The organism is Paenibacillus barcinonensis, assembly GCF_003217495.1.
GTDB classification, from domain to species: Bacteria; Bacillota; Bacilli; order Paenibacillales; family Paenibacillaceae; genus Paenibacillus; species Paenibacillus barcinonensis.
On record NZ_QJSW01000023.1, the window covers coordinates 22,881 to 49,782 of the forward strand.

Annotated in this window: 23 protein-coding genes; 20 read left to right on the top strand and 3 right to left on the bottom strand. The window is 51.0% G+C overall.

Annotated elements, in window-relative coordinates; genetic code table 11:
- Positions 1 to 63 precede the first annotated feature (63 nt).
- The 6 genes from DFQ00_RS23800 to DFQ00_RS23825 all read left to right on the top strand — a co-directional run bounded on the left by DFQ00_RS23800 (position 64) and on the right by DFQ00_RS23825 (position 8,518).
- Positions 64 to 2,376 carry a glycoside hydrolase family 3 N-terminal domain-containing protein gene (locus DFQ00_RS23800; RefSeq protein ID WP_110899002.1) on the top strand — a complete coding sequence of 771 codons (2,313 nt, stop codon included), beginning with the start codon at positions 64 to 66 and terminating at the stop codon, positions 2,374 to 2,376.
- Entirely contained in the window at positions 2,373 to 5,597 is a 3,225-nt protein-coding gene (locus tag DFQ00_RS23805) for an alpha-mannosidase (RefSeq protein WP_110898962.1), read from the top strand. The genes DFQ00_RS23800 and DFQ00_RS23805 overlap by 4 nt, the downstream gene beginning before the upstream one ends.
- Before the next feature lie 314 nt (positions 5,598 to 5,911).
- Complete coding sequence (locus DFQ00_RS23810; protein ID WP_110898963.1) at positions 5,912 to 6,790, top strand: sugar phosphate isomerase/epimerase family protein; 879 nt, start codon at positions 5,912 to 5,914, stop codon at positions 6,788 to 6,790.
- A gap of 12 nt (positions 6,791 to 6,802) precedes the next feature.
- Positions 6,803 to 7,675, top strand: a complete 873-nt coding sequence (locus DFQ00_RS23815) for a sugar phosphate isomerase/epimerase family protein (RefSeq protein WP_110898964.1) — start codon at positions 6,803 to 6,805, stop codon at positions 7,673 to 7,675.
- A 208-nt stretch (positions 7,676 to 7,883) separates the two neighbouring features.
- Complete coding sequence (locus DFQ00_RS23820; protein WP_110898965.1) at positions 7,884 to 8,108, top strand: MerR family transcriptional regulator; 225 nt, start codon at positions 7,884 to 7,886, stop codon at positions 8,106 to 8,108.
- 185 nt (positions 8,109 to 8,293) lie between these two features.
- Positions 8,294 to 8,518: a VOC family protein gene (locus DFQ00_RS23825; protein ID WP_341866285.1), complete on the top strand. Its 225-nt coding sequence runs from the start codon at positions 8,294 to 8,296 to the stop codon at positions 8,516 to 8,518.
- Between the two features lie 74 nt (positions 8,519 to 8,592).
- On the opposite strand, the gene DFQ00_RS23830 is transcribed toward DFQ00_RS23825, so the two are convergent.
- Positions 8,593 to 9,453: a hypothetical protein gene (locus DFQ00_RS23830; protein ID WP_110898966.1), complete on the bottom strand. Its 861-nt coding sequence runs from the start codon at positions 9,451 to 9,453 to the stop codon at positions 8,593 to 8,595.
- Between the two features lie 195 nt (positions 9,454 to 9,648).
- On the opposite strand from DFQ00_RS23830, the gene ytxJ reads away from it, so the two are divergent.
- The 11 genes from ytxJ to DFQ00_RS23885 all read left to right on the top strand — a co-directional run bounded on the left by ytxJ (position 9,649) and on the right by DFQ00_RS23885 (position 22,519).
- Positions 9,649 to 10,188 (top strand): bacillithiol system redox-active protein YtxJ, encoded by a 540-nt coding sequence (gene ytxJ / locus DFQ00_RS23835; protein ID WP_174812202.1) that lies wholly within the window; start codon positions 9,649 to 9,651, stop codon positions 10,186 to 10,188.
- An 86-nt stretch (positions 10,189 to 10,274) separates the two neighbouring features.
- Positions 10,275 to 11,042 (top strand): spr1630 family ClpXP-sensitive toxin, encoded by a 768-nt coding sequence (locus DFQ00_RS23840; protein WP_110898968.1) that lies wholly within the window; start codon positions 10,275 to 10,277, stop codon positions 11,040 to 11,042.
- A 32-nt stretch (positions 11,043 to 11,074) separates the two neighbouring features.
- Positions 11,075 to 12,280, top strand: a complete 1,206-nt coding sequence (locus DFQ00_RS23845; RefSeq protein WP_110898969.1) for a spr1629 family repressor/antitoxin — start codon at positions 11,075 to 11,077, stop codon at positions 12,278 to 12,280.
- Positions 12,281 to 12,599: 319 nt separating this feature from the next.
- Positions 12,600 to 12,662: a potassium-transporting ATPase subunit F gene (locus DFQ00_RS30380; protein ID WP_425271054.1), complete on the top strand. Its 63-nt coding sequence runs from the start codon at positions 12,600 to 12,602 to the stop codon at positions 12,660 to 12,662.
- A 91-nt stretch (positions 12,663 to 12,753) separates the two neighbouring features.
- Positions 12,754 to 14,433 carry a potassium-transporting ATPase subunit KdpA gene (gene kdpA / locus DFQ00_RS23855; RefSeq protein ID WP_425271053.1) on the top strand — a complete coding sequence of 560 codons (1,680 nt, stop codon included), beginning with the start codon at positions 12,754 to 12,756 and terminating at the stop codon, positions 14,431 to 14,433.
- 207 nt (positions 14,434 to 14,640) lie between these two features.
- Entirely contained in the window at positions 14,641 to 16,641 is a 2,001-nt protein-coding gene (kdpB, locus tag DFQ00_RS23860; RefSeq protein ID WP_244213985.1) for a potassium-transporting ATPase subunit KdpB, read from the top strand.
- Between the two features lie 69 nt (positions 16,642 to 16,710).
- Positions 16,711 to 17,274 carry a potassium-transporting ATPase subunit KdpC gene (gene kdpC, locus DFQ00_RS23865; protein WP_110898970.1) on the top strand — a complete coding sequence of 188 codons (564 nt, stop codon included), beginning with the start codon at positions 16,711 to 16,713 and terminating at the stop codon, positions 17,272 to 17,274.
- A gap of 63 nt (positions 17,275 to 17,337) precedes the next feature.
- Positions 17,338 to 19,629 (top strand): histidine kinase, encoded by a 2,292-nt coding sequence (locus DFQ00_RS23870; protein WP_110899006.1) that lies wholly within the window; start codon positions 17,338 to 17,340, stop codon positions 19,627 to 19,629.
- A gap of 86 nt (positions 19,630 to 19,715) precedes the next feature.
- Complete coding sequence (locus DFQ00_RS23875; protein WP_244213982.1) at positions 19,716 to 21,326, top strand: DUF4118 domain-containing protein; 1,611 nt, start codon at positions 19,716 to 19,718, stop codon at positions 21,324 to 21,326.
- Entirely contained in the window at positions 21,327 to 22,025 is a 699-nt protein-coding gene (locus DFQ00_RS23880; RefSeq protein ID WP_110898971.1) for a response regulator, read from the top strand.
- 104 nt (positions 22,026 to 22,129) lie between these two features.
- Positions 22,130 to 22,519 carry a tautomerase family protein gene (locus tag DFQ00_RS23885; protein WP_110898972.1) on the top strand — a complete coding sequence of 130 codons (390 nt, stop codon included), beginning with the start codon at positions 22,130 to 22,132 and terminating at the stop codon, positions 22,517 to 22,519.
- A gap of 116 nt (positions 22,520 to 22,635) precedes the next feature.
- Here DFQ00_RS23885 and DFQ00_RS23890 read toward each other — a convergent pair whose 3' ends face one another.
- Both DFQ00_RS23890 and DFQ00_RS23895 read right to left on the bottom strand, forming a co-directional pair.
- Entirely contained in the window at positions 22,636 to 23,892 is a 1,257-nt protein-coding gene (locus DFQ00_RS23890; RefSeq protein WP_167433818.1) for a sensor histidine kinase, read from the bottom strand.
- The gene (locus tag DFQ00_RS23895; RefSeq protein ID WP_110898974.1) at positions 23,885 to 24,568 is read right to left on the bottom strand and encodes a response regulator transcription factor; all 684 of its coding nucleotides are present in this window, start codon (positions 24,566 to 24,568) and stop codon (positions 23,885 to 23,887) included. Before DFQ00_RS23895 ends, DFQ00_RS23890 begins: the two co-directional genes overlap by 8 nt.
- 116 nt (positions 24,569 to 24,684) lie before the next feature.
- Here DFQ00_RS23895 and DFQ00_RS23900 point away from each other — a divergent pair, with 116 nt between their 5' ends.
- The 3 genes from DFQ00_RS23900 to DFQ00_RS23910 are packed head-to-tail and all read left to right on the top strand — an operon-like array spanning position 24,685 to position 26,894.
- Positions 24,685 to 25,182, top strand: a complete 498-nt coding sequence (locus DFQ00_RS23900) for an FMN-binding protein (protein WP_110898975.1) — start codon at positions 24,685 to 24,687, stop codon at positions 25,180 to 25,182.
- Between the two features lie 23 nt (positions 25,183 to 25,205).
- Positions 25,206 to 26,111, top strand: a complete 906-nt coding sequence (locus DFQ00_RS23905; protein WP_244213983.1) for an FAD:protein FMN transferase — start codon at positions 25,206 to 25,208, stop codon at positions 26,109 to 26,111.
- Complete coding sequence (locus DFQ00_RS23910; RefSeq protein ID WP_110898977.1) at positions 26,112 to 26,894, top strand: RnfABCDGE type electron transport complex subunit D; 783 nt, start codon at positions 26,112 to 26,114, stop codon at positions 26,892 to 26,894. It begins immediately after the preceding gene.
- The last annotated feature ends 8 nt before the right edge of the window (positions 26,895 to 26,902 follow it).

Below are 26,902 nucleotides of genomic sequence, written 5' to 3' on the forward strand. Positions count from 1 at the left end.
GGTGGTGCAAGTGAAGTTCGCGCCTGACCAATCCAAACGCAGAAGGAGAATGTGTACATGCAAATGGACTACCAAGATGCTTCGCTCCCGATTCAGGAACGGGTTCAGGATCTGCTCTCACGAATGACCACGGAAGAGAAGATTGGACAGCTGATCCAGCCTATGGGCTGGAAGACGTACAAGAAAGAAGCGGATGGCAGCGTACAGGTAACGGAGGAGTTCGTGGCGGACCTGGCGCAGGGTGGTGTCGGCTCGCTGTATGGTGTGCTCAGAGCTGATCCGTGGACGGAAGTAACCCTGGAGACGGGACTGACACCGCGCCAAGGGGCGGTAGCAACCAATGTGATTCAGCGCTATGCGATAGAGCATTCCCGTTTGGGGATTCCGATTCTTTTCGGAGAAGAGTGCTCCCACGGACATATGGCGATTGGCTCAACGGTTTTCCCTGTACCGCTGGCGGTAGGCAGTACGTGGAACACCGAGCTGTATCGAAGCATGTGCGAGGCCATCGCTGTGGAGACCCGGAGTCAGGGCGGCGCAGCCACGTATTCTCCGGTGCTGGATGTTGTGCGTGACCCGAGGTGGGGACGGACGGAGGAATGCTTTGCCGAGGACCCTTATCTGATCGGGCAGTTTGCTGTGGAAGCCATCCACGGATTGCAGGGAGAGCGTCTGGATTCCGACCATACCGTGGTGGCAACACTTAAACATTTTGCGGCATACGGAAGCTCGGAGGGAGGACGCAATGCGGCTCCTGTGCACATGGGATTGCGTGAACTGCATGAGATCGACCTGATGCCGTTCAAACAAGCGGTGGAAGCCGGGGCCTGCTCGGTCATGACCGCTTATAACGAGATTGATGGTGTGCCCTGTACGTCCAGCACGTATCTGCTTCATGACCTTTTGCGGGAGGAGTGGGGCTTTGACGGATTTGTCATTACGGATTTTGGAGCCATCCAGATGCTGGTGAACGGACACAACACGGCTAAGAACGGCGAACAGGCAGTAGCACAGTCCCTTCGGGCAGGTGTGGACATGGAAATGTCGGGCTTCATGTACCGCAAACATCTGGCGCAGGCGCTGGAGCAGGGCTTGTTGGGGGAGAGAGAGCTGGACCTCGCTGTACGGCGGGTGCTGGAGATGAAGTTCAGACTGGGCTTGTTCGAGCGGCCCTATGTTGATCCTGATATGGCTGATCGTGTAATCGGCTGTGAGCAGCATGTGCAGCTGGCAAGAGAAGTTGCGCAGGAGGGCATCGTACTGCTGAAAAATGAAGGCCATGTGCTTCCGCTTGCTGCTCAAGGCGTTAAGGTGGCTGTCATCGGGCCGAATGCCAATCATATGTATAATCAGCTTGGAGACTACACCTCACCACAGCTGAGGGAGCAGATTGTCACCGTACTGGATGGCATTACACGCAAGCTTGGTGCCGATTCGGGTCAGGTGCTGTACGCACCCGGATGTCGCATCAAGGGTGATTCGAGAGAGGGCTTTGCGCAGGCGCTTGCATGTGCAGAGCAGGCAGATGTCATCGTCATGGTGATGGGCGGATCAAGTGCGCGTGATTTTGGCGAAGGTACGATTGATCTGCGTACAGGTGCTTCCGTGGTGACGGATGATCCGTGGAATGACATGGAATGCGGAGAAGGCATTGACCGTTCCTCACTGAATCTGATGGGTGTACAGCTGGAGCTGGTGCAGGAGGTGCATAAACTGGGGAAGCCTGTCGTGGTGGTCTATATTAACGGACGTCCGATTGCCGAACCGTGGATTGACGAGCATATTCCAGCTATTGTGGAGGCTTGGTATCCGGGGCAGGCGGGCGGTCATGCCATCACAGATATCCTGTTCGGGGATGTGAATCCATCCGGTCGTCTTACGGTCTCCATTCCGAAGCATGAAGGACAGCTTCCCGTGTACTATCACGCCAAGCGGACGCGCGGCAAAAGGTACCTCGAGATGCAGCTTGCGCCGCAGTATGTTTTTGGGCATGGGCTGAGCTACACACAATTCAAGTATGATAACGTACGTGTAACGCCAGAGGTCATCGGGCCGGAGGAGCAGGCCGAGGTGCAAGTGGAGGTTACGAACATTGGAGAAGTAGCAGGCAAAGAGGTCGTGCAGCTGTACATCACCGATGTGTCGGCTTCCGTTACCCGGGCAGAGATATCATTAAAAGGTTTTCGCAAAATCCATCTGGAGCCAGGGGAGACTCGTACAGTGACGTTCCCTGTGCATAAGGAACATCTCGCCCTGATCAACTCTCATCTCCAGTCTGTCGTCGAGCCAGGTGAATTCAAGCTGATGGTAGGCCGCAGCTCGGCGGACTGGACAGCATGCCGTTTACATGTACAGCAAGTGGAGGTGACCGTATGATCCGAATTCAGCGATTCATTGAAGATATGAAGCAGCGGCAGTGGCTGGATGTGGTAGAACTTCCGGAGTGGCAGATGCAGCGCGCGCGGTACATACTGCCGGGAGAATATGAGTACGATTCCGAGGCAGCCTCGACACAATCTTTAGATCCCTTGAATAGTACCCATGGAACGACGTATTTTCTGAGCCAAAGCGTGCAGCTTCCCGAGACGTGGCAGGGTCAAGCGACTGGATTTGTTTTTGAAGCAGGCGGGGAAGGCTTGCTCAAGGTGAATGGTGTTCCTTATCACGGACTGGATCGCAATCATTCCTTCGTACCTTTGCCGAGAGAGCGTGTGGGCGCTGCGCCGAAGCTGGAGATTGAATTGTATGATCCCATCCCCGAGCCACATGATCCACTCAATCGGCAGGCGGTGATTCAGCCTCCCATTCAGGGGATACGAGCGGCGCTGGTGCATGTGAATCAACCGCTCCAAAGCCTGATGTACAGCATGACGGTGATTTCCGAATCGTTGCAGGCTTCGATGGAGAAGGATGCCAAGCGTACAACACTGGTGCGGGCGATGCATCAGGTGATGGATGAGATGAACGATGATCCGGGCCGCTGGCAGGATGGGGTGTGGTTGCAGGAGCAGGAGCAGTGGCTCGTTCAGACCGTGCTTCAGGCAGACCCGGAGCAATACCGCAGCGGCTTCATGCATCTGGTTGGACAGTCTCACATTGACGTGGCCTGGCTCTGGCCTGTACGGGAGACGGTCCGCAAGTCAAGTCGTACGTTCTCTACAATGTGTACGCTGATGGATACGTACCCGGATTTTGTGTATTCCCAGAGCCAGCCCCAGTTATATGCCTTTGTGAAGGAGCATTATCCAGAGCTGTACGAACGGGTGAAGGCGCGTATTGCCGAAGGGCGCTGGGAGCTGGTCGGCGGCATGTGGGTGGAGCCGGACTTGAACATTCCAAGCGGTGAGTCCCTGGTGCGCCAGATTTTGTATGGGCAGCAATTTTATCAGTCCGAGTTCGGCAAACGTTCCAATATCGAGTGGCTGCCGGATACGTTCGGGTACTGCGCTTCATTGCCGCAGATTTTGCGGCTTGCCGACATTCCTTATTTTATGACGACCAAATTGAACTGGAACGATACGAATGTGTTTCCGTATGATCTGTTCGACTGGGTAGGGATTGACGGTACATCGGTGCTGGCTTACCTGAATCATGGCGTGAACGAGCATACACGTCCCAAGGATGTCGATGAACACTGGCAGTCTTACAAACAAAAGGATGTACATCCCGAGCAGATGCTGCTCTATGGTCATGGCGATGGCGGCGGCGGTGTGACGAATGAGATGGTGGAGTTTGCCGAGCGTGCTCACCTGATGGTGGGGCAGCCTGTCAGCAGATTCAGTACGGCCGGGGCATTTTTTGAAGGCATCGAGGCAGGTGAACCGACACTGCCGAAGTGGCATGGTGATCTGTATCTGGAGCTGCATCGTGGAACCTATACAACCCATGCGAGGAACAAACGAAGTAATCGCAAGGCTGAGGTGCTCTATCGCGAAGCAGAGATCTGGAGCCAGTTCGGGGCAGATGACAGCAGGGTCACGTATAACAAGGGAGTGCTGGATGAAGGCTGGAAGCTGATGATGCTGAATCAGTTCCATGACATTATCCCGGGCACGTCCATCCCTGAAGTGTACGTTACCTCTGCCGAGGAGTATTCGAAGGTGTTTTCGCTGGGGGATGAGGTCCTGAAGAGTACACTTGGCGCACTCACCAACACCATAACAACAGATGAAGTATCAGGCACACCGTACGTCATTTTCAACAGCCTGGGCTGGGAGCGCAGTGAAGTGATCTGCATCTCCGGGGGAACGGGGATGGCTGGAATGATAGCGTATGATTGCCATAGCAATCGTTTGGTTAGTGAGGCCGAGCAACATGAAGGCGGGGGCAGTCTGCATATTCTTGTTCCTTCCATTCCGGCGTTCGGGTACAGCACGATATGGCTGCGTGAATCGGAGGACATTATTTCAATTGCGGATCAATTCAGCCTGGAGCCGGCTGCAGCATCTGAGGTACTACACGATAAGGTCAACACTTCAACGGACTTGGGTACAGTGCAGGTGCCATTCACAGATAACTCAAAAGCACAAGACGCGGCTACACTTGAGCCCCTACCCGCTCGTTGGGAAACGATATTTTACACGCTGGAATTCAACGATTGGGGCGAGATCACAAGATGGTACGACAAAACGCTAGACCGTGAATGGCTGAAGCCGGGAGATAAGGCGAATGAATGGCAATTTTTCCATGATCGACCGACGTACTGGGATGCATGGGATATTGATCCGCGATTTGAATCGCAGCGGGCGGGTGCTGTGCAGCTGGTATCCAGAGAGATTGTGCAGCGTGGCTCTGTGCAGGATGTACTCAGGTTTCGCTGGAAGCTGAATGACTCCGAGATTAGTCAGGATGTGATTCTGTACCATCACCAGCGCAGGGTAGATTTCAAGACGTCTGTAGACTGGAACGAGAGCCACAAGCTGCTCAAGGTGGCATTCCCGGCAGATTTGGTGGCAGCCAAAGCCACGTATGAGATTCCGTTTGGTGCTTTGGAGCGTGCAACCCATACCAATACAAGCTGGGAACGGGCACAGTTTGAAGTCTGCGGGCATCGCTGGGCTGACCTTTCGGAGGGCAACAGCGGCATCAGTCTGCTGAATGACTGCAAGTATGGTTATGACATCAAGGATCGCATGATCCGGTTGTCGCTGCTGCGAGCACCCAAATGGCCGGATGTACGTGCCGATCAGGGGCAGCATGAGTTTACGTATGCTATACTGCCGCATGCAGGAGACTGGCGTCAGGCTGATGTCGTGAAACGCGCCATGGAGCTGAATCATCCCGTGCAGGTCGTTGCGGCGACTCCACACAAGGGCACCAAGCCTTCCAGGCACAGCTGGCTCCAAATCCAGAGTGAACATGTTATTCTGGATACAATCAAGGCATTGGAAGATGGAACAGGCACAGTGCTTCGATTCTATGAATCCAGTGGAGGGCGGGAGAAGGTGCAGGTGAAGTGGAAGGAACAGCATGTCCGTGCGTCCATCATCAATCTGCTCGAGGATGAGTTAGAGCCGCTTGCCTGTGAAGACGGAGCTTTTGAGCTAACCTTCAGGCCCTTTGAGATCAAATCAGTGAAGCTTGTTCCATCAAGCTGAAGCAGATATTAAGTTGAACGATTCATTTACACGTTAACGGAGAGGACAGAAAAAACCTGGAAAAGCGGAGCGGTCGCCTGAAAGCTTTCTGAAAGAAAGCTGCATCGGAAGCATATGCTTATCACCGGATTTTCCCTTTGGGAAAGGGAATCAAAAAAATCTGGGGATAACAGCGATTGGAAGGTTATTCTGTCATCGGAGTGGGTTGTGTAAAATCTTTAGTTCAACTTTATATAATAGGTATCGAACGTACAATGGGCTGAGCGTGTTAAAAAAACTGGATTATCCATCCAATCATTCGCGGGAGGTACGACATGAAATTAACGAACAAGATCGGTGTCATCGTAGATAGCTTTGGTGTAGGGGTCAAGGAAGGACTGATCAAAGCCAAGGATGCAGGTGCAGAAGGTGTACAGATCTATGCGGTGAAAGGGGAGATGGACCCCGAAAATCTCTCTGCTGCGGCACGTAAAGAGCTTCGAAGCTACATTGATGGTTTGGGGCTTGAGATTTCAGCGCTCGTTGGCGATCTGGGCGGTCACGGGTTTCAGGTTCAGGCGGATAATGCATGGAAAGTGGAAAAATCCAAGCGAATCGTGGATCTTGCCCTTGAGCTCGGCACGAATATTGTAACTACACATATCGGGATCGTTCCGCATGATACCTCCTCAGAGGTATACGCAACCCTGCACGCCGCTTGCGAGGAGTTAGGGCAATATGCGAAAAGCGCAGGTGCCTACTTTGCCATCGAGACGGGACCGGAAACGGCCGCTGATCTGAAAGGCTTTCTGGATACACTCTCGACGAACGGCGTTTCGGTCAATTTTGACCCGGCCAATATGGTCATGGTCACCGGGGATGATCCGGTGCAGGGGGTTAAGCTGCTCAAGGATTACATCGTGCACACCCATGTGAAGGATGGCTTGCGTCTGAAGGAGGTTGATCCACGCGATGTATACGGTGCGGTAGGGTATGCACCTATGGATCATGACAAAATTGCCGAAATGGTCGCTTCGGGTACCTTTTTCCGGGAAGTGCCGCTGGGTGAAGGGGCCGTTGATTTTGATGCGTATTTTGCCGCTCTGCAGGAGATTGGGTATAAGGGGTATTTGACTATTGAGCGTGAGGTCGGGCACCAGCCGGAAGTGGATATTCGTAAAGCCGTGCAATTCATTGAGCGATATCGACGATAGGGAGTGGAGCAGATGAAGATTGGTCTGAGCACGTACAGTTTGTTGAATGATCTGAACTCGGGAGCCATGACGGTGCTGGATGTCATTGACTGGATTGCAGCGAACGGCGGCGAGCATATGGAGATGGTGCCTTACGGTTATACGGTGGAGGATAACCACGAGCTTGCCGATGCGATTCGGGATCGAGCCGCAGCTACGGGGATCGAGTTGTCCAACTATTCGATGCCGGCTAATTTTGTACAGGAGACAGAAGAAGCCTTTGAAGAAGAGATGGCCCGGGTCAAAAGGCATGTGGATGTAGCACATCGTATGGGCGTCCGCCATCTGCGCCATGACGTTACAGCATTCAAATTGCCGAAGGAGAGTACAACGATTGCCTGGTTTGAGCAGCATCTGCCGCTGATGGTCCGAGGAAGCCGGATTATTGCGGATTACGCTGCGCAGTATGGAATGACCACAACGATTGAGAATCACGGCTTCAGCGTTCAGGCCAGTGATCGGGTACAGCGGGTGCTGCATGCTGTAGATCGACCAAACTTCAAAACAACGCTTGATATCGGTAATTTTATGTGTGTGGATGAGAATCCGATCATCGGTGTGATGAAGAATCTGCCATATGCTTCGCTCATTCATTTCAAAGACTTCTACTTCCGTCCGTATGACGAGCATCCAGGGGAAGGGGAGTGGTTCACGACAACCTACGGCAACTTTCTGCGTGGTGCAATTGTAGGTCAGGGTGACATTCCCATTCGCAAAATCGTCAAGCTGATCAAGGATTCCGGCTATGACGGCAATATAACGGTGGAGTTCGAGGGCATGGAGGAATGCAAAGCCGCTTCCAAGATCGCTATGGACAATCTGCGCCGCTTCTGGCATGAAGCGTAGAAAAAAATGTATATACGAAAAGCAAAAACAAAATACCTTTGCTTCCGGGCCGCGATATCGCGGCTCTTTTTACCATATAAGAAATAGCTTTTTCCAATAATCATCGGCGAGTTGCGACCAAGGCATAAGTTACGATGATCACAAGTATGGTATACTGAGTATATTCAGCCTGAACATAACTGGCTATGGATAGGAGAGGTACGGATCTATGCAGGTATTTGAGGACTGGAACCAGAAGGTTAAGAGGACATTTAACGCAACAAATCCCGAAGTGGTGCTGACAGTAACTGAAGCGGGCAACCTGCTGGGGCTGAGCAAAGACCAGATGAAGCTGTATGTTGATAAAAACAAGCTTACCAAGGTACCTATTATGAGAAGTGTGCATCGATACCTTTTGTTGAAAAGTGAGATTGATCGTATTGTGCAGGCATAATAAGTCGGGGTACATTGAAGACAATGCAGCCGCGTATAACAAGGGTAATAACAGAATAGAACATCTACAGCCACTTGACCGACCCTACTCGGAAATAGTGGCTTTTTTCTGATTAGAGAAGATATGGCGAGAGAAGGGAATATCTGTAGCATAACAATCTATGGCAATTAGCTTGAGTGTGTACCTTGTTACCAATGGTAATGGGCGTGAAGCTGTCGAATTCTACAAAGATGCATTCGGTGCCAGGTATGCCGCACACCATTGGAGATAATGTTACCATTACAATCAACACGGATACGGTTGAGGAAGCGAAGAGCATTTTCGGTAAACTTGAAGTGGGCGGTAAAGTGCATTTGCCGATTCAAGAAACGTTCTGGAGCCCGGCTTACGGGTGTGCAGCTCATTCATAAGTTATTGCTAAAAACCTCCATCAGCTGCGAGTAGCAGTGTGGAGGTTTTTTGAAGTTTTTTATGAAAATAGAGATTACTCTTCCTTCTGAATCTTGGACGGGTTGTTGATTTTGTAAGGCACCGGGTTGCGGGTCAGCTTTTTCTTAATAATTTTCGCCTCAAACGTGAGCACGTCACCGACCTCCAGCTCCTGCTTCTTCATCGTTGCACTGTGGCTGGACCAGGCATCCCCCACCTCGATTACTTCCGGCTCCGTAATGGTGACGGCTTCGTAAATGATAACCTCGTCGTCATTGTCCGAGAAATGATTCGGTACCGTCGTAAATTCTTTGACCACTGCGCTCATCTTCACTTTGCCATCGGGCAGATCAATTTTGACGGCTTTGGCTTTAGGTGCAGCTTTGGTCCTAGGCTTGGCCTCTGCATCTGGGACTGTACTGTTCTGAGGGCCGATGTATTCCTCCACCAGGCCGTCCGGGTCACCCTTGAGTATGGAGGATGATTCCGCGGTATCATCATCATCTTCCATGTCATACGAACGGGCGGGCGCGTCAGCTTGATCAGCTGCATCGGCAGCATCGGAGATTCGTTCAGCTGTTTCAGCACTTGGGCTGGCGGCTTCCTGTTCTGTGCCTGGTTCGGTTCCTGCTCCGCTTAATCCTCTCGTACTGTAGCCAGAGGCCTGCATTTCTTTCAGATACGAAGGGTGAATGCAATGCTTCTGTCCGTTATCCAGCTCGATAACTGCCGTCATGTGATCGACAAAGCCGAGAATGGTGCAGGGCAGATGCTGTCCATTTCCTTTATAATAAAACGTTTTGAGCTTGGTGGCTTTGGCCGAGATCAGGCCCCACTCCTGACATTTGGCAATTAACTCGTGCTCGTTGTCCAGTGCGTAATATTCCGGTGGTTCAATGGTAAAAGCGTATGTCATATTGAATTTCCGCCTTTCAGCTACTCTTATGTTCATCGTTTCCAAATTAACACCAGTGTATCACAATTAGAACATCGAAAGATGCAGATTCTGAGAGCTCGGGCACAGAGGGCTGTGCTATAATTTGAACAAATACGAGGTCGGGGAACTCAAACATCGGAATCTATATGCATAGCTGGAGAAAGGATGGTTTTGGTGGAGAAAAAGGTGAATCATCAAGCCTTGTGGCTGGGGGTCGGTCTGGCAATCGGAGTCAGTATCGGTACAGCAACCGGGCAGATTGGGCTTGGCATTGCATTTGGCGCTGCTCTGGGAGTGGTCATCGGTTCAGTGGCCAGCAAGCGGACAGGTGCTGATTCGCATGATATGTTAAGCGAGCATGTGCTGGAGCTGCACAAAACGCAGGATTGGGAAGAGGTGCTTCGCCGTTCTCAGGAGCATCCGGTGCTGCTGCTGAAACACAGCACAACCTGTTCTGTCAGCGCGCGTGCGTACCGGGAATTTATGGCCTTTGTTGGCACCAATGCTTCTGATCCCAGGCAGAATATGCAATATCGCATCGTCAAAGTTATTGAGAACCGCTCGTTGTCGCACCGCATTGCGGAGGAGACCGAGATCCACCATGAATCCCCGCAGGTGCTGCTGCTGGATCAGGGACAGGTTGCCCACCATGCTTCGCATGGAAAGATTACCAAGAAAAGATTGATGCAGTGGGCCCAGAATTATTTACTTTAAAAATATAAGAAAAAATCATATCATATACGCCGGATATCCTTTAAAATAAAAGAAGCCTTTATACCTTCTGAATCGGAGTGATATATATGGAACAATATAAATTCAAGCCTGAGCATAGTCAGATGATTGTTAAAGCTATTATCGAAGGGTACCGGGAATATATTGAGCACCGTATAGATCGACGAGAGCGGATGGAGATAAGTTCAGCCTTTGCCTGGACAAAGGGTAATTTTATTGAGAGCAAAATTGCAAAAAATTTTAAAGAGTATGACGGACAGGCATTCACGCATAAAAAGTCCAAAGCAGGTCTAACCTGGGATTACCTTCAATTTACACATAAGGACTCCAAAGTGCTGTTTTTGATTAAAAACGCAGCCTACTTTAATGAAAAATGCTTTTCTCGAGCCAAGCTACCTACGGGTGTCGATCGTAAAGGTGCACTGCGTACGTATTTACATGATTTGTCGAAAATCAATGCAGATCTGGATTTTCCCGTTGATCCTTCATTTCATGATGAATCGGATCAGTCTGAAACCGTGGTGCAGCTCTCTTTACCGATTCAATTAAGTCAGGTTACGCGTGTCAAGGAAGAAATTAAGCAACTATCATCCATGTATAATGAGTTTCATATTCTTACCTATGCTATGGATGATGCGTATCAAATTTCCAGAGTAAAGCATTATTTGCCTAATCCGCATGATAACATAGCCTATTTTATAGAGGATCTGTCTGATCTCATCTCGGGTGCTGAGCTTGATGATCGTGAACGCGAGGTGCTCGCGCCTGATTCGGAGGGTATGCTTGATCCGGCAGCGTATGATATTGAAATATTGGAAGAAGAACGGCAGGGGTAACCCACCCCGAGGTCTAGTAAGGAGGGAACCGTGTGTTCATGGGTGAAAATCTGACCAATCTGCGCATCATGCATGGATATTCGAGGAAAGAGCTTTCCGAGAAACTGGGCGTGACCGAGCAGGCGGTCTGGCAGTATGAGAATGCGTACACTTCCCCCAAAGTGCCGATTGTGAATGAATTGAAACGCATTTTCAGTGTCAAAAGCAAGTATTTTTACGAGCAGGATATGCTCGCGAAGTACAATAACGCGACCAACATCAATGTGATGAACATTGCGTACCGGTCCAAGGTAATGAATGTGATCTCCAAGACACAAACGGAGGCCAAACATGTAGAGTACCTGGATACGTTTATTAACTACATTACGGCTCAGATCAGTCTTCCCACCTTGAAAATAATTCAACTCAGGGAAGAAGCGATCCAATACATGAATCATTCGCCTGATGATCGGGCTACTCAAATTCAACATGTGGCAAGGCTTGCGCGGCAACGTTTAAATCTGGAGCAAGCGACCAATGAGAACCTGATGTTCTGGCTCGAAAAGAGTGGAGTTTACGTCTTCGAGAAGGCGATTGGCGAAGGCATTGATGCTTATAGTTTGTGGACGAGAGCGGATCGCCCCTTCATCATATTGGGTAATATCAAACGTTCCGCGGTACGTCGGAATTTTGACATCGCGCATGAGCTTGGTCATCTGCTGCTTCATTATCGTCTGGAGTTTGTAAGTCTGGATCGGAAAGAGCATAAAGAGATTGAAAATGAAGCCAATCTGTTCGCTGGTGCATTTTTATTGCCAGAAGAAGAGTTTACACAGGATATGCAGGCGATCCCCCAGTTAACCAATCCGGATCATTACCTTGATTTGAAAAATAAATGGAAGACCTCATTACAAGTGCTTGGCTATCGCGCCGCCAACCTTGGACTGATGGATGCCAAAGCACATCGTAATTTCTATGCCGCGATGCACCGAAGAGGATATCTGGAGAGAGAGCCGTTTGACCAGACGATTCCCTTGCAGACACCGATGCGGATTCGAACAATCATTGATCTTCTTGCCAATAAAGGGCTTGTTGATATTCGATATATGATCGAGCAGGACTGGAAGGTGGAGACGTCTTTCTTCCATCACCTGACCGGCATCAAGACAGAGTTTTTTAACAATTATATGAGCAGTCGTTCAACGGCCAAGATTCGAAATATGAAGAATATGCCCACTCATAGTTATAAAAATGGATGAGGTCACCAATTGACCCCGATTCCACTCCATTTACGCTAAGACCCGTTTTTTCAGCTTACCGCTGAGAAAACGGGTCTTTTTTACGCTATTTTTACAGCGGTGGCGGCATATCTTTACCCCCTTTTTACAGCGTTTCGTAATACGATTTGGACTGTAGCAGGAAGAAGAACGGGAGAGAGGGATGAGGGACATATGGTGAATGACGCCACGATGATTGGACTGATTATCCTGTTGTTTGTAGTGTTTTGGGGATTTGTGAAGTTTTGCGAGAAGGCCTGAGGGCAGGGAGGGTAGGCGATACATTATGATTTTCATCGGAATGATTGTGCTTGTATTGATCATTTATCTCGGGTATGTGCTGGTAAGGCCTGAGAGGTTCTGACACATCTGTTCAGATGATACGCCCAAAAGCGGAGATCACAGGAGATAAATTGCAGGGAAATGTTGAGGTTGATTAGGGAGGATATGCAGATATGGGTATCGGTGTAGTGCAAGTGGCGGTAACGCTGCTAATCATTTTGCTGCTGGTGAAGCCGGCAGGCAGTTATCTGGTGAAGGTGTTTGACAGGCAGCCAACCCGACTGGACAAGGTTTTTGGTGGGGTGGAGCGCGTATTGTACCGGCTGATGGGAGTACGTGAAGAGGAGTCCATGGGCTGGAAAAAATATGTGGCCGCTGTGCTCATCTCCAATGCGATCATGCTGATCCTGATGTTTCTGGTGCTGAGACTGCAAAGGTTCCTGCCGCTTAATCCAGACGGGATCGAGAATATGCCTGCGGCGCAGGCGTTTAATACGGCCGTATCGTTTATGACCAACACCAACTGGCAGTCGTATACAGGCGAGAACGCCCTGTCGTATCTGTCACAGCTGTTGGCGGTGACGTTCCCGATGTTTACATCGGCGGCAACGGGGTTCGCTGTAGCGATTGCCTTCATTCGCGGACTGGTGGGCCGCAGGGATGATCTGGGCAACTTTTATGTCGACCTGGTTCGGTCGATCACGCGTATTTTTTTACCACTCAGCTTCATTGTGGCCTTGTTCCTTGTGTTCCAGGGAGTGCCGCAGACGCTGGCAGGTGCAGTGCATGCAACAACGCTGGGGGGTGCGCAGCAGACCATTACACGCGGATTAGTGGCTTCGCTGGAGTCGATCAAGCATATCGGAACGAATGGAGGCGGCTGGTTTGGCACCAATGCAGCACATCCATTCGAAAACCCGACGGCACTGAGCAATCTGGTGCATATCGTCTGCATGATGCTGCTGCCTACGGCGCTGGTCTATGCATTCGGCTTGATGGTGAACAACAGGAAGCAGGGCTGGGCGCTATTTGCGGCTATGGGTTTTCTGTTTCTCGTCATGCTGACCACCGTGTTTGTGTCGGAATATCGCGGTGTACCAGCGCTGGAGACGGCCGGACTGCACGGCAATATGGAGGGCAAAGAGGTCAGGTTTGGCATTCCCGAGTCGGCTCTGTTTACGGCGGTGACTACGGCGGCAACGACAGGCTCGGTCAACAACATGCATGAGTCACTGACTCCGCTTGGCGGGCTGGTGTCGCTTGCCCAGATGATGCTGAATAACGTATTTGGCGGGAAGGGTGTCGGCCTGTTAAATGGCCTGCTCTATGTGATCATTGCGGTATTTATCTGCGGGCTCATGGTCGGACGGACACCGGAGTTTCTGGGCAAAAAAATCGAAGGCAAAGAGATCAAGCTGGCCTGTATTGCCCTGCTGATTCATCCGTTGATTATCCTTGCGCCAACAGCGCTCGCCTTGATGCAACCTGAGGCGATTGCATCCATCTCTAGCGGCGGCACTCACGGGCTGACCGAGGTGCTGTACGCGTTCGCCTCCGGGGCTGCCAATAACGGTTCGGCCTTTGCCGGACTGAACGCCAACACGGACTTTTACAACATCTCTATCGGTATTGTCATGCTGCTTGGTCGATATGTTTCGATGATCGCCATGCTGGCGATTGCCGGCTCGCTTGCAGTGAAACGGATTGTGCCTGTCACAACAGGTACGCTGCGGACGCATACGCCGCTGTTTGCCGGTATTCTCGTTATGATGATTGTCGTTGTAGGAGCATTGACGTTTTTTCCTGCACTTGCTCTTGGTCCGATTGCGGAGCATCTGGCGATGGTTCACTGAACAAGAGAACATTATGGAGTAGCTATAAAAAATGAGTGAAAGAAGGAGCAAAACATGGAACGAATGGCTAAGACTGAAGATGACAGGGATCGGGAGAGCACAATGAAGCCTGCATCCGAGATACCTGGACTGAGCAACGAGCCGCAGCATCAACGTCACAACAATATACAGCGTGATTCCGCAGCCAAAAGGTCTGTAAACAAACCGATGTTGATGCAGGCGATGCGAGATGCCTTCAAAAAGCTGAATCCAATGGTCATGATTAAAAATCCAGTCATGTTCATCGTAGAAGTTGGCACATTCATTACCCTTTTATTATGTATTGATCCGAATCTTTTCACCGCGTCCGATGCGGGTCGGGGGTACAATATCGCCGTATTTTTCATCCTGCTGTTTACCCTGCTTTTTGCGAACTTTGCGGAGGCGCTGGCAGAAGGACGGGGGAAGGCCCAAGCAGATACGCTGCGCAAGACCAAGTCGGAGACGGTGGCCCATCTGGTGCAGAAGGACGGAACATTGAAACAAGTGGCTTCGACCCAGCTGAAAAAAGGAGATCTCGTCCGTGTGGAGGCAGGGCAGCTCATTCCAACGGACGGTGAGATTATCGAAGGCTTGGCCTCTATAGATGAATCGGCCATTACGGGTGAATCCGCGCCAGTCATCAAGGAAGCGGGCGGCGATTTCTCCTCTGTGACCGGGGGCACACGGGTCAATTCGGACTACATCATCATGCGGGTACAGACGGACCCGGGCGAATCGTTTCTGGATCGTATGATCTCTCTCGTTGAAGGGGCTCAGCGTCAGAAAACACCAAACGAGATTGCGCTCACAACTCTGTTGGCCGTGCTAACGCTAATCTTCTTGATCGTCATTGTGACGATGGTTCCGATGGCTGATTATCTTGGTATTCATCTGGATTTGGCAACGCTGATTGCCCTGCTCGTCTGTCTGATTCCGACGACAATCGGGGGGTTGCTGTCTGCCATCGGTATTGCAGGCATGGATCGGGTCACACAGTTTAACGTACTTGCGATGTCAGGGAAAGCTGTGGAAGCCGCTGGTGATATCGACACATTGATTCTGGACAAAACCGGCACGATTACGTATGGCAATCGCATGGCGTTTGAGTTCACCCCGGTGCAAGGCGTGACTACAGCCGAGATGACTCAGGCGGCACTGCAAGCTTCTGTACGAGACGAGACTCCCGAGGGCCGTTCTGTTGTGGAGCTGGCGAGCAAGCAGGGGCACACGTGGGCGGAGAGTAATTACGCAGGAGCCGAGAGTGTAGAGTTTACCGCCGAGACACGAATGTCTGGTCTGAATTTAACGGATGGAACGAGGATTCGCAAGGGCGCGGTGGATGCAATCAAGCGGTACGTGATCTCCGAAGGCGGCCGTGTACCGGGTGATCTGGAGGAGATGGCAACACGAATAGCCAAAGCAGGGGGCACACCGCTGGCTGTAGCCATCCATAACCGTATCTTTGGTGTGATTTATTTGAAGGACACCGTAAAGCCCGGTCTCAAAGAGAAATTCGCCGAGATGCGTGCGATGGGGATCAAGACGATTATGTGTACAGGAGATAACCCGCTGACCGCAGCGACGATTGCATTGGAAGCGGGTGTGGATGATTTTATCGCGGAGGCGAAACCTGAGGACAAGATTGCAGCAATCAAAAAAGAGCAGCAGGAGGGAAAGCTCGTTGCCATGACTGGCGACGGTACGAATGATGCTCCTGCTCTGGCGCAGGCCGATGTGGGCCTGGCGATGAATTCAGGCACGATGGCGGCCAAGGAAGCGGCCAACATGATTGACCTGGATTCCGACCCGACCAAGCTGCTGTCGGTGGTCTCCATAGGCAAGCAGCTGCTGATTACACGCGGGGCGCTGACGACATTTTCAATCTCCAATGATATTGCGAAATATTTCGCCATTATACCGGCCATGTTTATTCTCGCCATGCCACAGCTTCAGGCGCTCAACATCATGCGACTGGCTTCACCGCAGTCTGCCATTCTGTCTGCTTTGATCTTTAATGCAGTTATTATTCCGCTCCTTATCCCGATTGCCATGAAGGGTGTGAAATATCGGGCGATGTCTGCTGAACGGCTGCTGGGGCGTAATGTGTTCATTTATGGTGTCGGTGGTGTCATCGTGCCGTTTATCGGTATCAAGCTGATCGACCTGGTGTTGTCTGGTTTGATGTAGTTCGGAGGAAGGGTTGCCGGGCTGCATGTGTTTGATTGATCCATTAAATCTACTCAGGACGTGATATGTATGAAGATGTTTATACCCGCTTTGCGGCTTTCGGTGGTGCTGATGTTGCTTTGTGGTCTTGCCTACCCTCTCCTGACGACGGGAGTTGCACAATGGTTGTTTCCAGCTCAGGCTAACGGCAGTCTGATTGAACGAGAGGGGAAAATCGTCGGTTCCTCCCTGCTGGCGCAGGAAGTGAAATCGCCGGGGCTGTTCCAGCCCCGGGCATCGAGCGCTAATTATGATCCGACCGCCTCGGCAGGGTCTAATCGCGCAGTGGCATCCCCGGAGTATATTGCGGAGATGAAGGTGAAGCTGGCTGCCCTCCGTCAAGAGAACCCTTCTGTAATGCTACAAATTCCTGCTGATCTGGTTACAGGTTCTGGCTCGGGGCTTGACCCCGACCTGTCTCCTGAAGCGGCAGAAGCACAGATTCCGCGCATCAGCCAAGCGACAGGCTTGAGCGAGCAGCAACTAACTCAGCTTGTGAAGCTGCACACGCAAGGCCGCCAGTTAGGCATATTCGGGGAACCACGCGTGAACGTAACCGAACTGAATCTGGCATTGATGGATCTGGAGAAGTAAGGGGGCTTTCGAAAGGAGGAATAAGGTGTGGAGGACAGCTTCAAACGCAAATCTCCTGAAGAGATGCTCCGTATGATCTCGAAGCTGCATGAGGGCACGCTGAAAATTTACATTGGGCCGGTCAGTGGGTCAGGCAAAACCTATCATATGCTGCGGGATGGCAACGACTTGCGTGAGCAGGGTATAGATGTAGTCATCTGTGCTGTTTCCACAATGAGGAGACCGGAAACGGTGGAACAGCTCGGCGAGCTCGAACGTGTACCCAGCATTCATTGGATAAGGCACAGTGATGGAGCAGAGATGAAGGACTTGAATCTGGAGGCTTTGCTGGCACGTAATCCCGAGGTCGTATTGGTTGACGGACTTGCCCATCGAAACCGGGCCGGGGCAGCCCATGCCACCCGCCTGGAGGATATCCGCTTTTTGCTGCGCCATAACATCAGTGTTATGACAACTGTGAATGTATATGAGCTGGAGGGTTACACGGAGCTGGCGAGGCAGCTGACGGGGGTTAGAGCTACGTATACGGTGCCGGCAGACACGCTGGAGCTTGCGGATGAAGTGAAGCTGATTGATGTTACGCCGGAAACCATACTCAGCCGTCTAGCCGCAGGTCACCTGCAAGGTCACGGCAATACGGATGTGTTCCGTCAAGGCAACGTTGGTATTCTACGTGAACTGGCCCTGAAGCTCGTCGCAGAAGGAGTGAATGAGACTCTGCGTGAACACCGGGAAGGCATGGGCCTTCCTGCCACGACAGGTATTATGGAGCGTATTCTTGTCTCCGCACAGTATCATTGGAATGGCTCGCTCTACATCCAGCGCGGTCAGCAGATTGCTCGCAGATTAAATGGCAGCTTGCATGCCGTCGTCTTTCGCCAGATGAAGCAGCCGCTGAGCAAAGAGGCCGCCGTTTTTCGCCGCAGCATGATGAAGCTGGTGGAGAAAATCGGCGGTCAGATGCAGGAGCTGCCCATCCTGCACCGCCGCTATATTCCTGCCGCACTGGCACATTATGCGATGGAACAGCAGATTACCCGAATTGTGATGGGGCATTCCCGGCGTACACGCTGGCAGGAGTTATGGCAAGGTTCTATCATTAACTCGCTGCTTCGCCAATTGCAGGGGGTGGATCTGCTGCTGGTGGCAGATCGTGTAGCCACCGAAGGTGAACGGGTCCTGCCAGCCAAAGTCAGTGATGCTGAACCACGAACCTACCGCAGACTTAGCGAGCAGGAGATGAAGGAACAGATCGGATTGATTCGCAGGGGTGCGTTCAAGATCTATATCGGAGCTGCTCCGGGGGTTGGTAAAACCTACATGATGCTGCGGGAGGGGAACGACCTGCTGCGCAAAGGCATTGACGTGCAGATCGGATTGCTTGAAACGCATGGCAGGGCAGATACAGTGAAGCAGATTGGCGCACTGACCATCATCCCGCGAGTACAACGCTTGTATCAAGGATCGCAGCTGGAGGAGATGGACACAGAAGCCATCCTGCGAAATCATCCTGAAGTGGTGCTGGTGGATGAACTGGCTCATACGAATGTACCCGGCGGTGCCTGGCACAAGCGTTATGAAGATGTGCTGCAATTGCTGGACGCAGGCATATCGGTCATTACAACGGTCAATGTGCAGCATCTGGAGAGTTTAAATGATGCAGTGGAGCATATTACGGGTGTTCGGGTTCGAGAGACGGTTCCTGATCGGATTATTCAATCGGCAGACGAGGTGCAGCTGATTGATGTTGCCCCCGAGGCCTTGCGGCAACGCATGCGAGAGGGTAAAATCTATGCATCTGCCAAGGTGGAGCAGGCGCTTGCGAACTTCTTCAGAATGGGTAATCTGATTGCGCTGCGAGAGTTGGCCTTGCGAGAGTTAGCCGATGTCGTGGATGAGCGGCTTGAAGCTCAGCAATCCCCACGAACACTGAGGGGCCCATGGCGTCAGGAGGAGATTGTGTTTGTCTGTGTCAGCAATGACCGTCATGCCGAGCGTTTGATTCGCAGAGGTTTTCGCATGGCTTATCGTTTGAAAGCGGCCTGGTATGTCCATCATGTACACATCGGTACAACGATAAGTGGCGAGCTGCAGGAGTATCTGTCCAGCCTGGAGCAGCTTACTGTTCGGCTTGGGGGTTATTTCCACATTCACTACAGCTCCAGGCTGAGGGAAGTACCGGATATACTTGCTGCCAAGGCTGTGGAAGTGAAGGCCACCCAGCTTGTGGTAGGGCAGGCAAGACGAGTCTGGTGGCTAAATGGTCATCGGGGATCGGGTTCCGTTGTTAATCGTCTAGTGCGTCTATCAAGACATCGGGATGTTTTGATCGTGGCAGATGATGACTATAAATAATAGAGAGAATGAAAAGCAATTGAAGACAAATGGTCTATGAACGCAGTTGAGAACGAAAATGTGTGATGAAGCGGGTGGAAACGAATTTGTCTGAGCACACGGAGAAGGACGGAGATTCGAGCCATATGCAGGGGCTTTTTCGCAAGAGAAGGGTACCTGCGTATCTATGGGTTACGCTTGGCATCATTCTGTTAACGGTGTTGCTTCATATCATCGGTATAAGTGATGACTTGGTTAATGTTTCTCTGGTGTACCTGTTTCCCGTACTGGTCAGTGCGGTGTATTGGGGAATGGGGCCGGCTGTCTACGCCGCCACCTTGAGTGTCATTATGTTTGATTTTTTCTTTGTGCCGCCATATTTAAGTTTTACGGTAGAGGATTTGCGATATTTGATCTCGTTTGTTGTATATCTGGCCGTTGCCATCATGACAGCGAGCCTTGCAGGTCGACTGCGGCAACAGCTGGATCGGGTAGAGTCGCGTGAAGCGACAACGAAGGCGTTATATGATCTAAGTCGTCAGATTACTGCAATTAGCGACCTGGATACTCTTCTGGATAACATGACAAGCCATATATCACGGATGCTGGGCAACCCGGCAGTCATATATCTGCCTGATTCACAAGGAGAACTCAAGTTATGGGCGAGCAGCGGGTCTGGAGCAGATTCGGAAAAGAGCATCTGGGGAGGCCATTCCTCGGAACTGGCGATTGCGGGATGGGTGTACAAAAACGGACAGATCGCAGGCCAAGGCTCCCCTATGCTGGGCAAGTCCTCCGGGCTGTATGTTCCACTGCGAACAGAGGATCACATTCACGGCGTGCTTGCGGTAGATATGACTGCAAGCACGATGGAGAAGCAGCAGGAGCAGCGTCTGCTGCTGGAGGCCTGCGGCAGTCTTGCGGCAGGAGCCATTGCCCGGGTGAAGCTGGCGGAGGAGGCACGCCTTGCGCAGGTTACTGCTGAATCGGAGCGGATTCGAACCGCGCTGCTGGATTCTGTGTCCCATGAGCTGCGCACCCCTTTAACCGCGATTATCGGCTCGGCCACGGGGCTGATCGAGAATGATCATCTTTTTACATCCGAGGATCGAAAAGAGTTGACCGGCAACATCCGTGATGGCGCGTTGCGTATGAACCGTTTGGTAACCAATCTGCTCGGTATGGTGCGTCTGGAGAGCGGGATGCTGCAACTGAACCGCAAGTGGTGTGACGCAGGTGATATGATCAGCATTGTGCTGGCGAAGATCAGGGAATTCAGTCCTCAGCGGGAAATTACGGTGCAATTGCCGGAGGAGCCTGTCTTTTTTTACGGAGATGAAGTGCTGCTGGAGCAGGTGCTTGTGAATGTCGTCAGCAATGCGATCAAATATTCGCCCGAAGGAAGCAAGGTGACGATACAGGTGAGTGAGGATAAACATGCTGGCTCGTTGCTCTTCATTGTGGATGATCAGGGTGTCGGCATCAGTGAAGCGGAACGGCATAAAATTTTCGATAAATTTTATCGTTCCCCATCGACGCTCCATATTACGGGAACAGGGCTGGGTCTGGCCATCTGCAAAGGTGTTGTGGAAGTTCACGGAGGCACCATCCAGGCTGAGCCGAATTCGGCTGGAGGAACAAGAATACGTATAGATCTGCCTGCGGGAACGGAGGAATTACCGTTGACCTGTTCAGTGCAAGGAGAGGCTGGAGAATAGATGAACACGGCATTAGGGGCTCGCATTTTGGTGATTGATGATGAGCCGCAGATTCGCAAACTGCTGAAAGTGACCCTTCAGGCTCACCAATATGAGCATTATGAATGTGTGGATGGAGAAGAGGGCATCATGCAGGCGAGTATGATTCATCCCGATCTGATCATTCTCGATCTGGGCCTGCCTGGCATGTCGGGTATGGACGTGCTTCGCCGGATACGGGAGTGGTCACAGGTGCCGATCATCGTGCTTACAGCGAAGGATCAGGAGACGGACAAAATTGCTGCACTGGATGGGGGCGCAGATGATTATGTGACCAAGCCGTTTGGCATGGGTGAACTGGTTGCCCGGATTCGGGTAGCGCTGCGGCACGTTGCCAAAACTACAGATGAACCTGTGCTGCGGTTTGGAACACTGGTTATGGATCTGGCTCTTAGACAGGTCGAGCTGGACGGGGAGCAGATCAAATTAACGCCGACGGAGTATGAAATGCTCAAGATGCTGGCCTCCAATGCAGGCAAAATCGTTACCCAGCGCCAGCTGCTGCAGCAAGTATGGGGAGCTCATCATCATGAGTCCGACAGCCACTATCTGCGGATTTATGTAGGCCATTTGCGCAAAAAGTTAAAGGAAGACCCAACCCGCCCAACATTTATCCAGACGGAGCCAGGAATAGGCTACCGTTTTTTGTTACAGGATTAGAACAACGCTGGCGAGTCAATTGCAGATAAACAGGTATACAATGGACATACTACGCCGGAGTATGACATGAATCAAATAACATGAGTGAACAGGAGGACATATGTATGCCTTTGTTGCGTTTTGATGTGATTGAAGGACGTGATCCGAATGCGTTAAAAAAACTGCTTGATGTAGCTCATCAGGCGATGGTAGACGCATTTGAAGTACCACAGCGGGATCGGTATCAGATTGTACATCAACATCCGGTCCATGAGATGATTATTGAAGATACCGACTTGGGACTGGAACGTAGTCGGGATATGGTCGTTATCAGTATAGTCAGCAAGACACGTACACCTGATAAGAAGCAGAAGCTGTATGCTCTGCTCGCCGAGCGTCTGGAAACCGAATGCGGCTTGTCGCCTCAGGATTTAATGGTGTCCATTACGGAAAATGGGGAAGCCGACTGGAGCTTTGGCATGGGGGAAGCACAATTTGTAATAGGCAAGCTGTGAGGATTCCATGTATGCACAACCCAAATCTTTGAGTCTGTTCATGTATGGGTCCAGCATTGCCGAATAGCCGAACGCACCCCTGCAGGGTAAACGTTCGGCTATGTTCATTTCCTCGTTTATTTATGGATCGGAAAACGGAGTTGGACCTCGGTGCCCTGAGCAAGCTCTGATTTTACACGAATGCTGCCGCCGTGAGCGTCCACAATCCAGCGAGCAATGGATAATCCGAGCCCGGTACCTCCCTCCAGACGTGACCTCGCTTTATCTCCGCGATAAAACCTCTCAAATATATGGGGCAAGTCTTCTTTAGCGATGCCGGCCCCTGTATCGGCAATGCGGATATCCACCTGACCGGATTGAATCCGTCCCGAGATACGAATCTGCCCGCCTTCAGGGGTATACTTGAGTGCATTATCCAGAATGATGATGAATAGCTGGCGTATACGGGCATGATCTCCCCACAGACGCAGTGGTTCATCTATTTCCATTGTAATTTGAATATCCTGGGTTGTGGCCAGCAACTGGAATTGTTCAGCCAGCTCCACCAGAATGATATCGGCTTCGACCTGAGCGTGTTCAATCTGCAGCTGATTGGAATCTGTGCGCGCAAGGGTTAACAGATCATCCAGCAGCTTGCTCATTCGCATGCTTTCCTGGAGAATGGCTGCGATGTGAGGGCTCTGATCTTCAATGGATGAATCCGGGTGTTGAAGCAGCAGTTCCGTTTCTGCACGAATGATGGCGGTTGGAGTGCGCAATTCGTGGGAGGCATCCGCTACAAAGCGCTGCTGTTTATCCCATGAGCTGCGAATTGGAACCAGGGCACGCCCTGCCAAAAACAACCCTGCCAGCAGGGAAATTAGAACCCCTGCAAAGATGCCCATAACCAGATCGCGCAGCAAGGAGTGCAGCGTATGGTTTACATCCTCCAGGCTTCTTACAATGGTCACAGTCACTTCCCCGCGAGAAGCACTGTTCGCAACGAGGGGCAGATTAACTTGAAGCACCCTGTAGTGGTGATCTTCAAAGCTCAAGGTCTGCGGTATTTTGGAATCAGACCTGTTCTGAAAATAACGGATGGCGCCAGGCGTGAACGATTGCGGTGGTGATTGACCGACGAGCTGCTGATCATGATTCCAGATCAGATAGGTTGTCTGCTCGTCCTGCTCGGGGGCGCCCAGCGCAGGCTGGAGCAGCGCCTCCACGCTGTGCATGGATTGAACCCGTTTTTGAGCCTGCTGCAGAATCTCATCTATCTCATGCAACAATCGAAAACGCATGTGAGCATAAAGCAGTGCGCTCAGCACGGAAAGAACAATCAGAAACACAACGGTATTCAGCATGACAAGCCTGCGGCGGGTCTGATTAAACATGAGGCTCACCCTTGAATAAATAACCAATGCCACGAACGGTGCGAAGCGCATGATCCGCACCGGTGCCCGCCAGCTTTTTGCGTAAATGATGAATATAAACGTCTACTGCACTGGTAGCCGAGCCGGAATCAAATCCCCATACACGGTCAAAAATCTGCTCACGCGTCAAAATTTGATCTTTATTACAGATGAAAAATTCTAATAATTTATATTCAGTCGCTGTAAGCTGCAGTGTCTGTTCTCCATGACAGGCATCCCTTACTGTCGGCATCAGACGGATTGAACCCCAGACCAGCTCTCCTTCCTGATCAAGCGTACCATGTCTTCGCAGCACCGCCCTCGTTCGGGCTAACAATTCGGATACAGCAAAAGGCTTCGTGACATAATCATCGGCCCCGGCATCCAGCCCGGCAACTCGATCCTCCACGGCATCCCGCGCCGTCACCAGAATGATTGGCACACGATTTAACTGTGAGCGTAATTTTCGTACGATATCGACGCCACCAATCCCCGGTAGCATCACATCCAGAATAATCAGGTCGTATATAGCCTGTTCGGCCATGTAATATCCCTCATCCCCTGTCTCTGCGCCATCGACAAGAAAGGACTCTTGTTCGAAAATCTCACGTATCACTTTCAGCAACGACGGGTCATCCTCAACGACAAGAACTCTCATCTAACTTCCACCTTTCAGCTCGCCTTACCGTATTTTAAGAAAATTTAAAGAATAAGCTCCTATACTCAGATTATCGACAATGCCTTACAGCATTCATTCGTATTGGAGGAATATAGATGGCGAAGATGGACAAGAAATGGATTGTATTATGTTCAGCTGCTGTAGCAGCTGTGTATACAGCCGGTTACTATACTACAGAGACTGCGGCGATCTCTCCATCGCCAGTACAGCACAATCAAATTAACACTCTGGTAAATCCGGTGTCAACGGGCATTAACAAAGATAACGGCAAGGCATCAGCTTCACAGGCCAAGGTTGAGTCAGGGGCGCAGGCACAGCATACAAGTATATATCGTGATGGCAGCTATGAAGGATCAGGCAGCAATCGGAGAGGCTCCATCAAGGTCGTGGTTACGATTCATAAAGATAAAATTACAGATGTAGAGATCAGTCAGTTTGCTATGCACTACTCCGAACAGGACGTGGTGGATATGCCGGACGAGGTTATAAGTAAGCAAAGCGCCCAAGTGAATAACGTATCGGGAGCTACATACAGCACCGAAGCGTTCTCGTCGGCTGTACAGGATGCGCTGGATCAGGCGCGAAACTCATGATAATTCGAAGCCGGAAGCTGTTTATGGATACAGTCGTTGATATTCAGGTGGTAACAGGAACAGGGGAGAATGTTGAAACGGGAAATGAAGAAAGAAATCCCCAGGCATCTGAACAGCAGCAGCTCCATCAGATAAATCGTGCCTTTCATGCCTTCCGGCAAGTCGAACAGGCATGCAGTCGATTTAGCCCGGAGAGTGAACTGATGAAAGCAAGCAGACAGATTGGCGAACCCGTGCAGATCAGTTCATTTTTGTTTGAACCTTTGAAGCTGGCTTTGCATATGGCGCAGCTAACGTCGGGTGTTTTTGATCCAACCGTGGGAAAAAGGCTGGAGCAGCACGGATTTAATCGACATTATCTCACTCGGCAATATATGAACAGTTCTGTTGTGGAATCTGCAGATTATCGGGACATTATACTGGATGAAGTCCATCAGACAATGACACTGCTTAAACCGCTGGTGATTGATTTAGGCGCAGTGGCGAAAGGGTTCGCGATTGACCTTGCTGCACATGAATTACAGCGGTTTGCCGGATTTGTGGTGAATGCAGGGGGAGATCTATATGCCGGAGGCAGGGATGAACATGGCGAGCCTTGGAAAATAGGCATACAGCATCCCGTAAACCGGAATGAGGTTATATGTACGCTGGAGTTATCCAATGCAGCGATCTGCACTTCTGGCGGTTATGAGCGAAGGAGTGCAACCACAGAGGGTGTGCATCACTTAATTCATCCGGTAACCGGGCATTCCCCTAAGGAATGGGTCAGTTCAAGCATCATTGCTCCCTATGCGATGATGGCGGATATTTTTTCGACTGCGGTTATGCTGTTAAGTAAGGAAGAGGGGCAGCAATTGATTCAGCAGGCCAATGTGCAGAGCATTTTGATTACACCTGATATAGAGCTTGTTCGGGAAGGAGTTCACTAAATGACGATACAGAAATGGATCAAATCACCAAAAGGATATGTGAGTATAGCGATGGTCGCTTGTCTTGTCATTGCTTCTCTGGCGGCGCTGGATATGAAAGGCATCGTGCATGGTCTGGTTGCTGTGGGTACAGCTATCATTGTAGATATGATGTTCGGTCTGGTGAACCGAAAGAAGAGAATGATGCCAGACGGAGCATGGATTACGGGGTTAATTGTAGCCTTAATCCTCAGCACCTCCACCTCATGGGAGATTGTCGCTTCCACTGTGATATTAGCAATCGTTTCGAAGTATGTGCTGGTTTCCCGCAAAAAGCCGATATTTAACCCGGCTGCACTCGGTCTGCTGCTGTCTGTTCTGATCTTTGGGACAGGGGAAAGCTGGTGGGGGGCCTTTGGAGATCTGCCTGTATGGATGATGGTACTTCTCTTGGCAGGCGGTTATATGGTTACGGGGCGTGTAAACAAGTTCCCTCAAGTTTTTGCGTTTCTGGGAACCTACTTTATTCTGTTGCTGGTGATGGGGCAGCTTCACACCGGGGATGCAGGGGATGCACTGCGTACCCCATTTATCAATGCGCTGCTCTTCTGTGGCTTCTTTATGGTCACGGATCTACCGACATCTCCGGCTAAATATAAGGATCAGCTTGTGTTTGGAGTCGTTGCTGCCTTGGTAGGTGCGCTAATCTATAGCCTGTTTGGTGGATTAATGTATTTATTCATTGGTTTGTTATGCGCCAACTTGTATCATTTTTTGCGCACACGCTTTTCCATACTTGCATAGGTGAGGAA

Excerpts from the sequence above, each read along its gene's own strand:
- kdpC (WP_110898970.1), top strand. The coding sequence starts at position 16,711 with ATGAAGATGTTTATACCCGCTTTGCGGCTTTCGGTGGTGCTGATGTTG.
- DFQ00_RS23805 (WP_110898962.1), top strand. The coding sequence starts at position 2,373 with ATGATCCGAATTCAGCGATTCATTGAAGATATGAAGCAGCGGCAGTGG.
- DFQ00_RS23815 (WP_110898964.1), top strand. The coding sequence starts at position 6,803 with ATGAAGATTGGTCTGAGCACGTACAGTTTGTTGAATGATCTGAACTCG.
- DFQ00_RS23810 (WP_110898963.1), top strand. The coding sequence starts at position 5,912 with ATGAAATTAACGAACAAGATCGGTGTCATCGTAGATAGCTTTGGTGTA.
- DFQ00_RS23800 (WP_110899002.1), top strand. The coding sequence starts at position 64 with ATGGACTACCAAGATGCTTCGCTCCCGATTCAGGAACGGGTTCAGGAT.
- kdpA (WP_425271053.1), top strand. The coding sequence starts at position 12,754 with ATGGGTATCGGTGTAGTGCAAGTGGCGGTAACGCTGCTAATCATTTTG.
- DFQ00_RS23840 (WP_110898968.1), top strand. The coding sequence starts at position 10,275 with ATGGAACAATATAAATTCAAGCCTGAGCATAGTCAGATGATTGTTAAA.
- DFQ00_RS23910 (WP_110898977.1), top strand. The coding sequence starts at position 26,112 with ATGACGATACAGAAATGGATCAAATCACCAAAAGGATATGTGAGTATA.
- DFQ00_RS23905 (WP_244213983.1), top strand. The coding sequence starts at position 25,206 with ATGGATACAGTCGTTGATATTCAGGTGGTAACAGGAACAGGGGAGAAT.
- DFQ00_RS23890 (WP_167433818.1), bottom strand. The coding sequence starts at position 23,892 with ATGTTTAATCAGACCCGCCGCAGGCTTGTCATGCTGAATACCGTTGTG.
- DFQ00_RS23885 (WP_110898972.1), top strand. The coding sequence starts at position 22,130 with ATGCCTTTGTTGCGTTTTGATGTGATTGAAGGACGTGATCCGAATGCG.
- DFQ00_RS23880 (WP_110898971.1), top strand. The coding sequence starts at position 21,327 with ATGAACACGGCATTAGGGGCTCGCATTTTGGTGATTGATGATGAGCCG.
- DFQ00_RS23820 (WP_110898965.1), top strand. The coding sequence starts at position 7,884 with ATGCAGGTATTTGAGGACTGGAACCAGAAGGTTAAGAGGACATTTAAC.
- DFQ00_RS23900 (WP_110898975.1), top strand. The coding sequence starts at position 24,685 with ATGGCGAAGATGGACAAGAAATGGATTGTATTATGTTCAGCTGCTGTA.
- kdpB (WP_244213985.1), top strand. The coding sequence starts at position 14,641 with ATGTTGATGCAGGCGATGCGAGATGCCTTCAAAAAGCTGAATCCAATG.
- DFQ00_RS23895 (WP_110898974.1), bottom strand. The coding sequence starts at position 24,568 with ATGAGAGTTCTTGTCGTTGAGGATGACCCGTCGTTGCTGAAAGTGATA.
- DFQ00_RS23830 (WP_110898966.1), bottom strand. The coding sequence starts at position 9,453 with ATGACATACGCTTTTACCATTGAACCACCGGAATATTACGCACTGGAC.
- DFQ00_RS23870 (WP_110899006.1), top strand. The coding sequence starts at position 17,338 with ATGCTCCGTATGATCTCGAAGCTGCATGAGGGCACGCTGAAAATTTAC.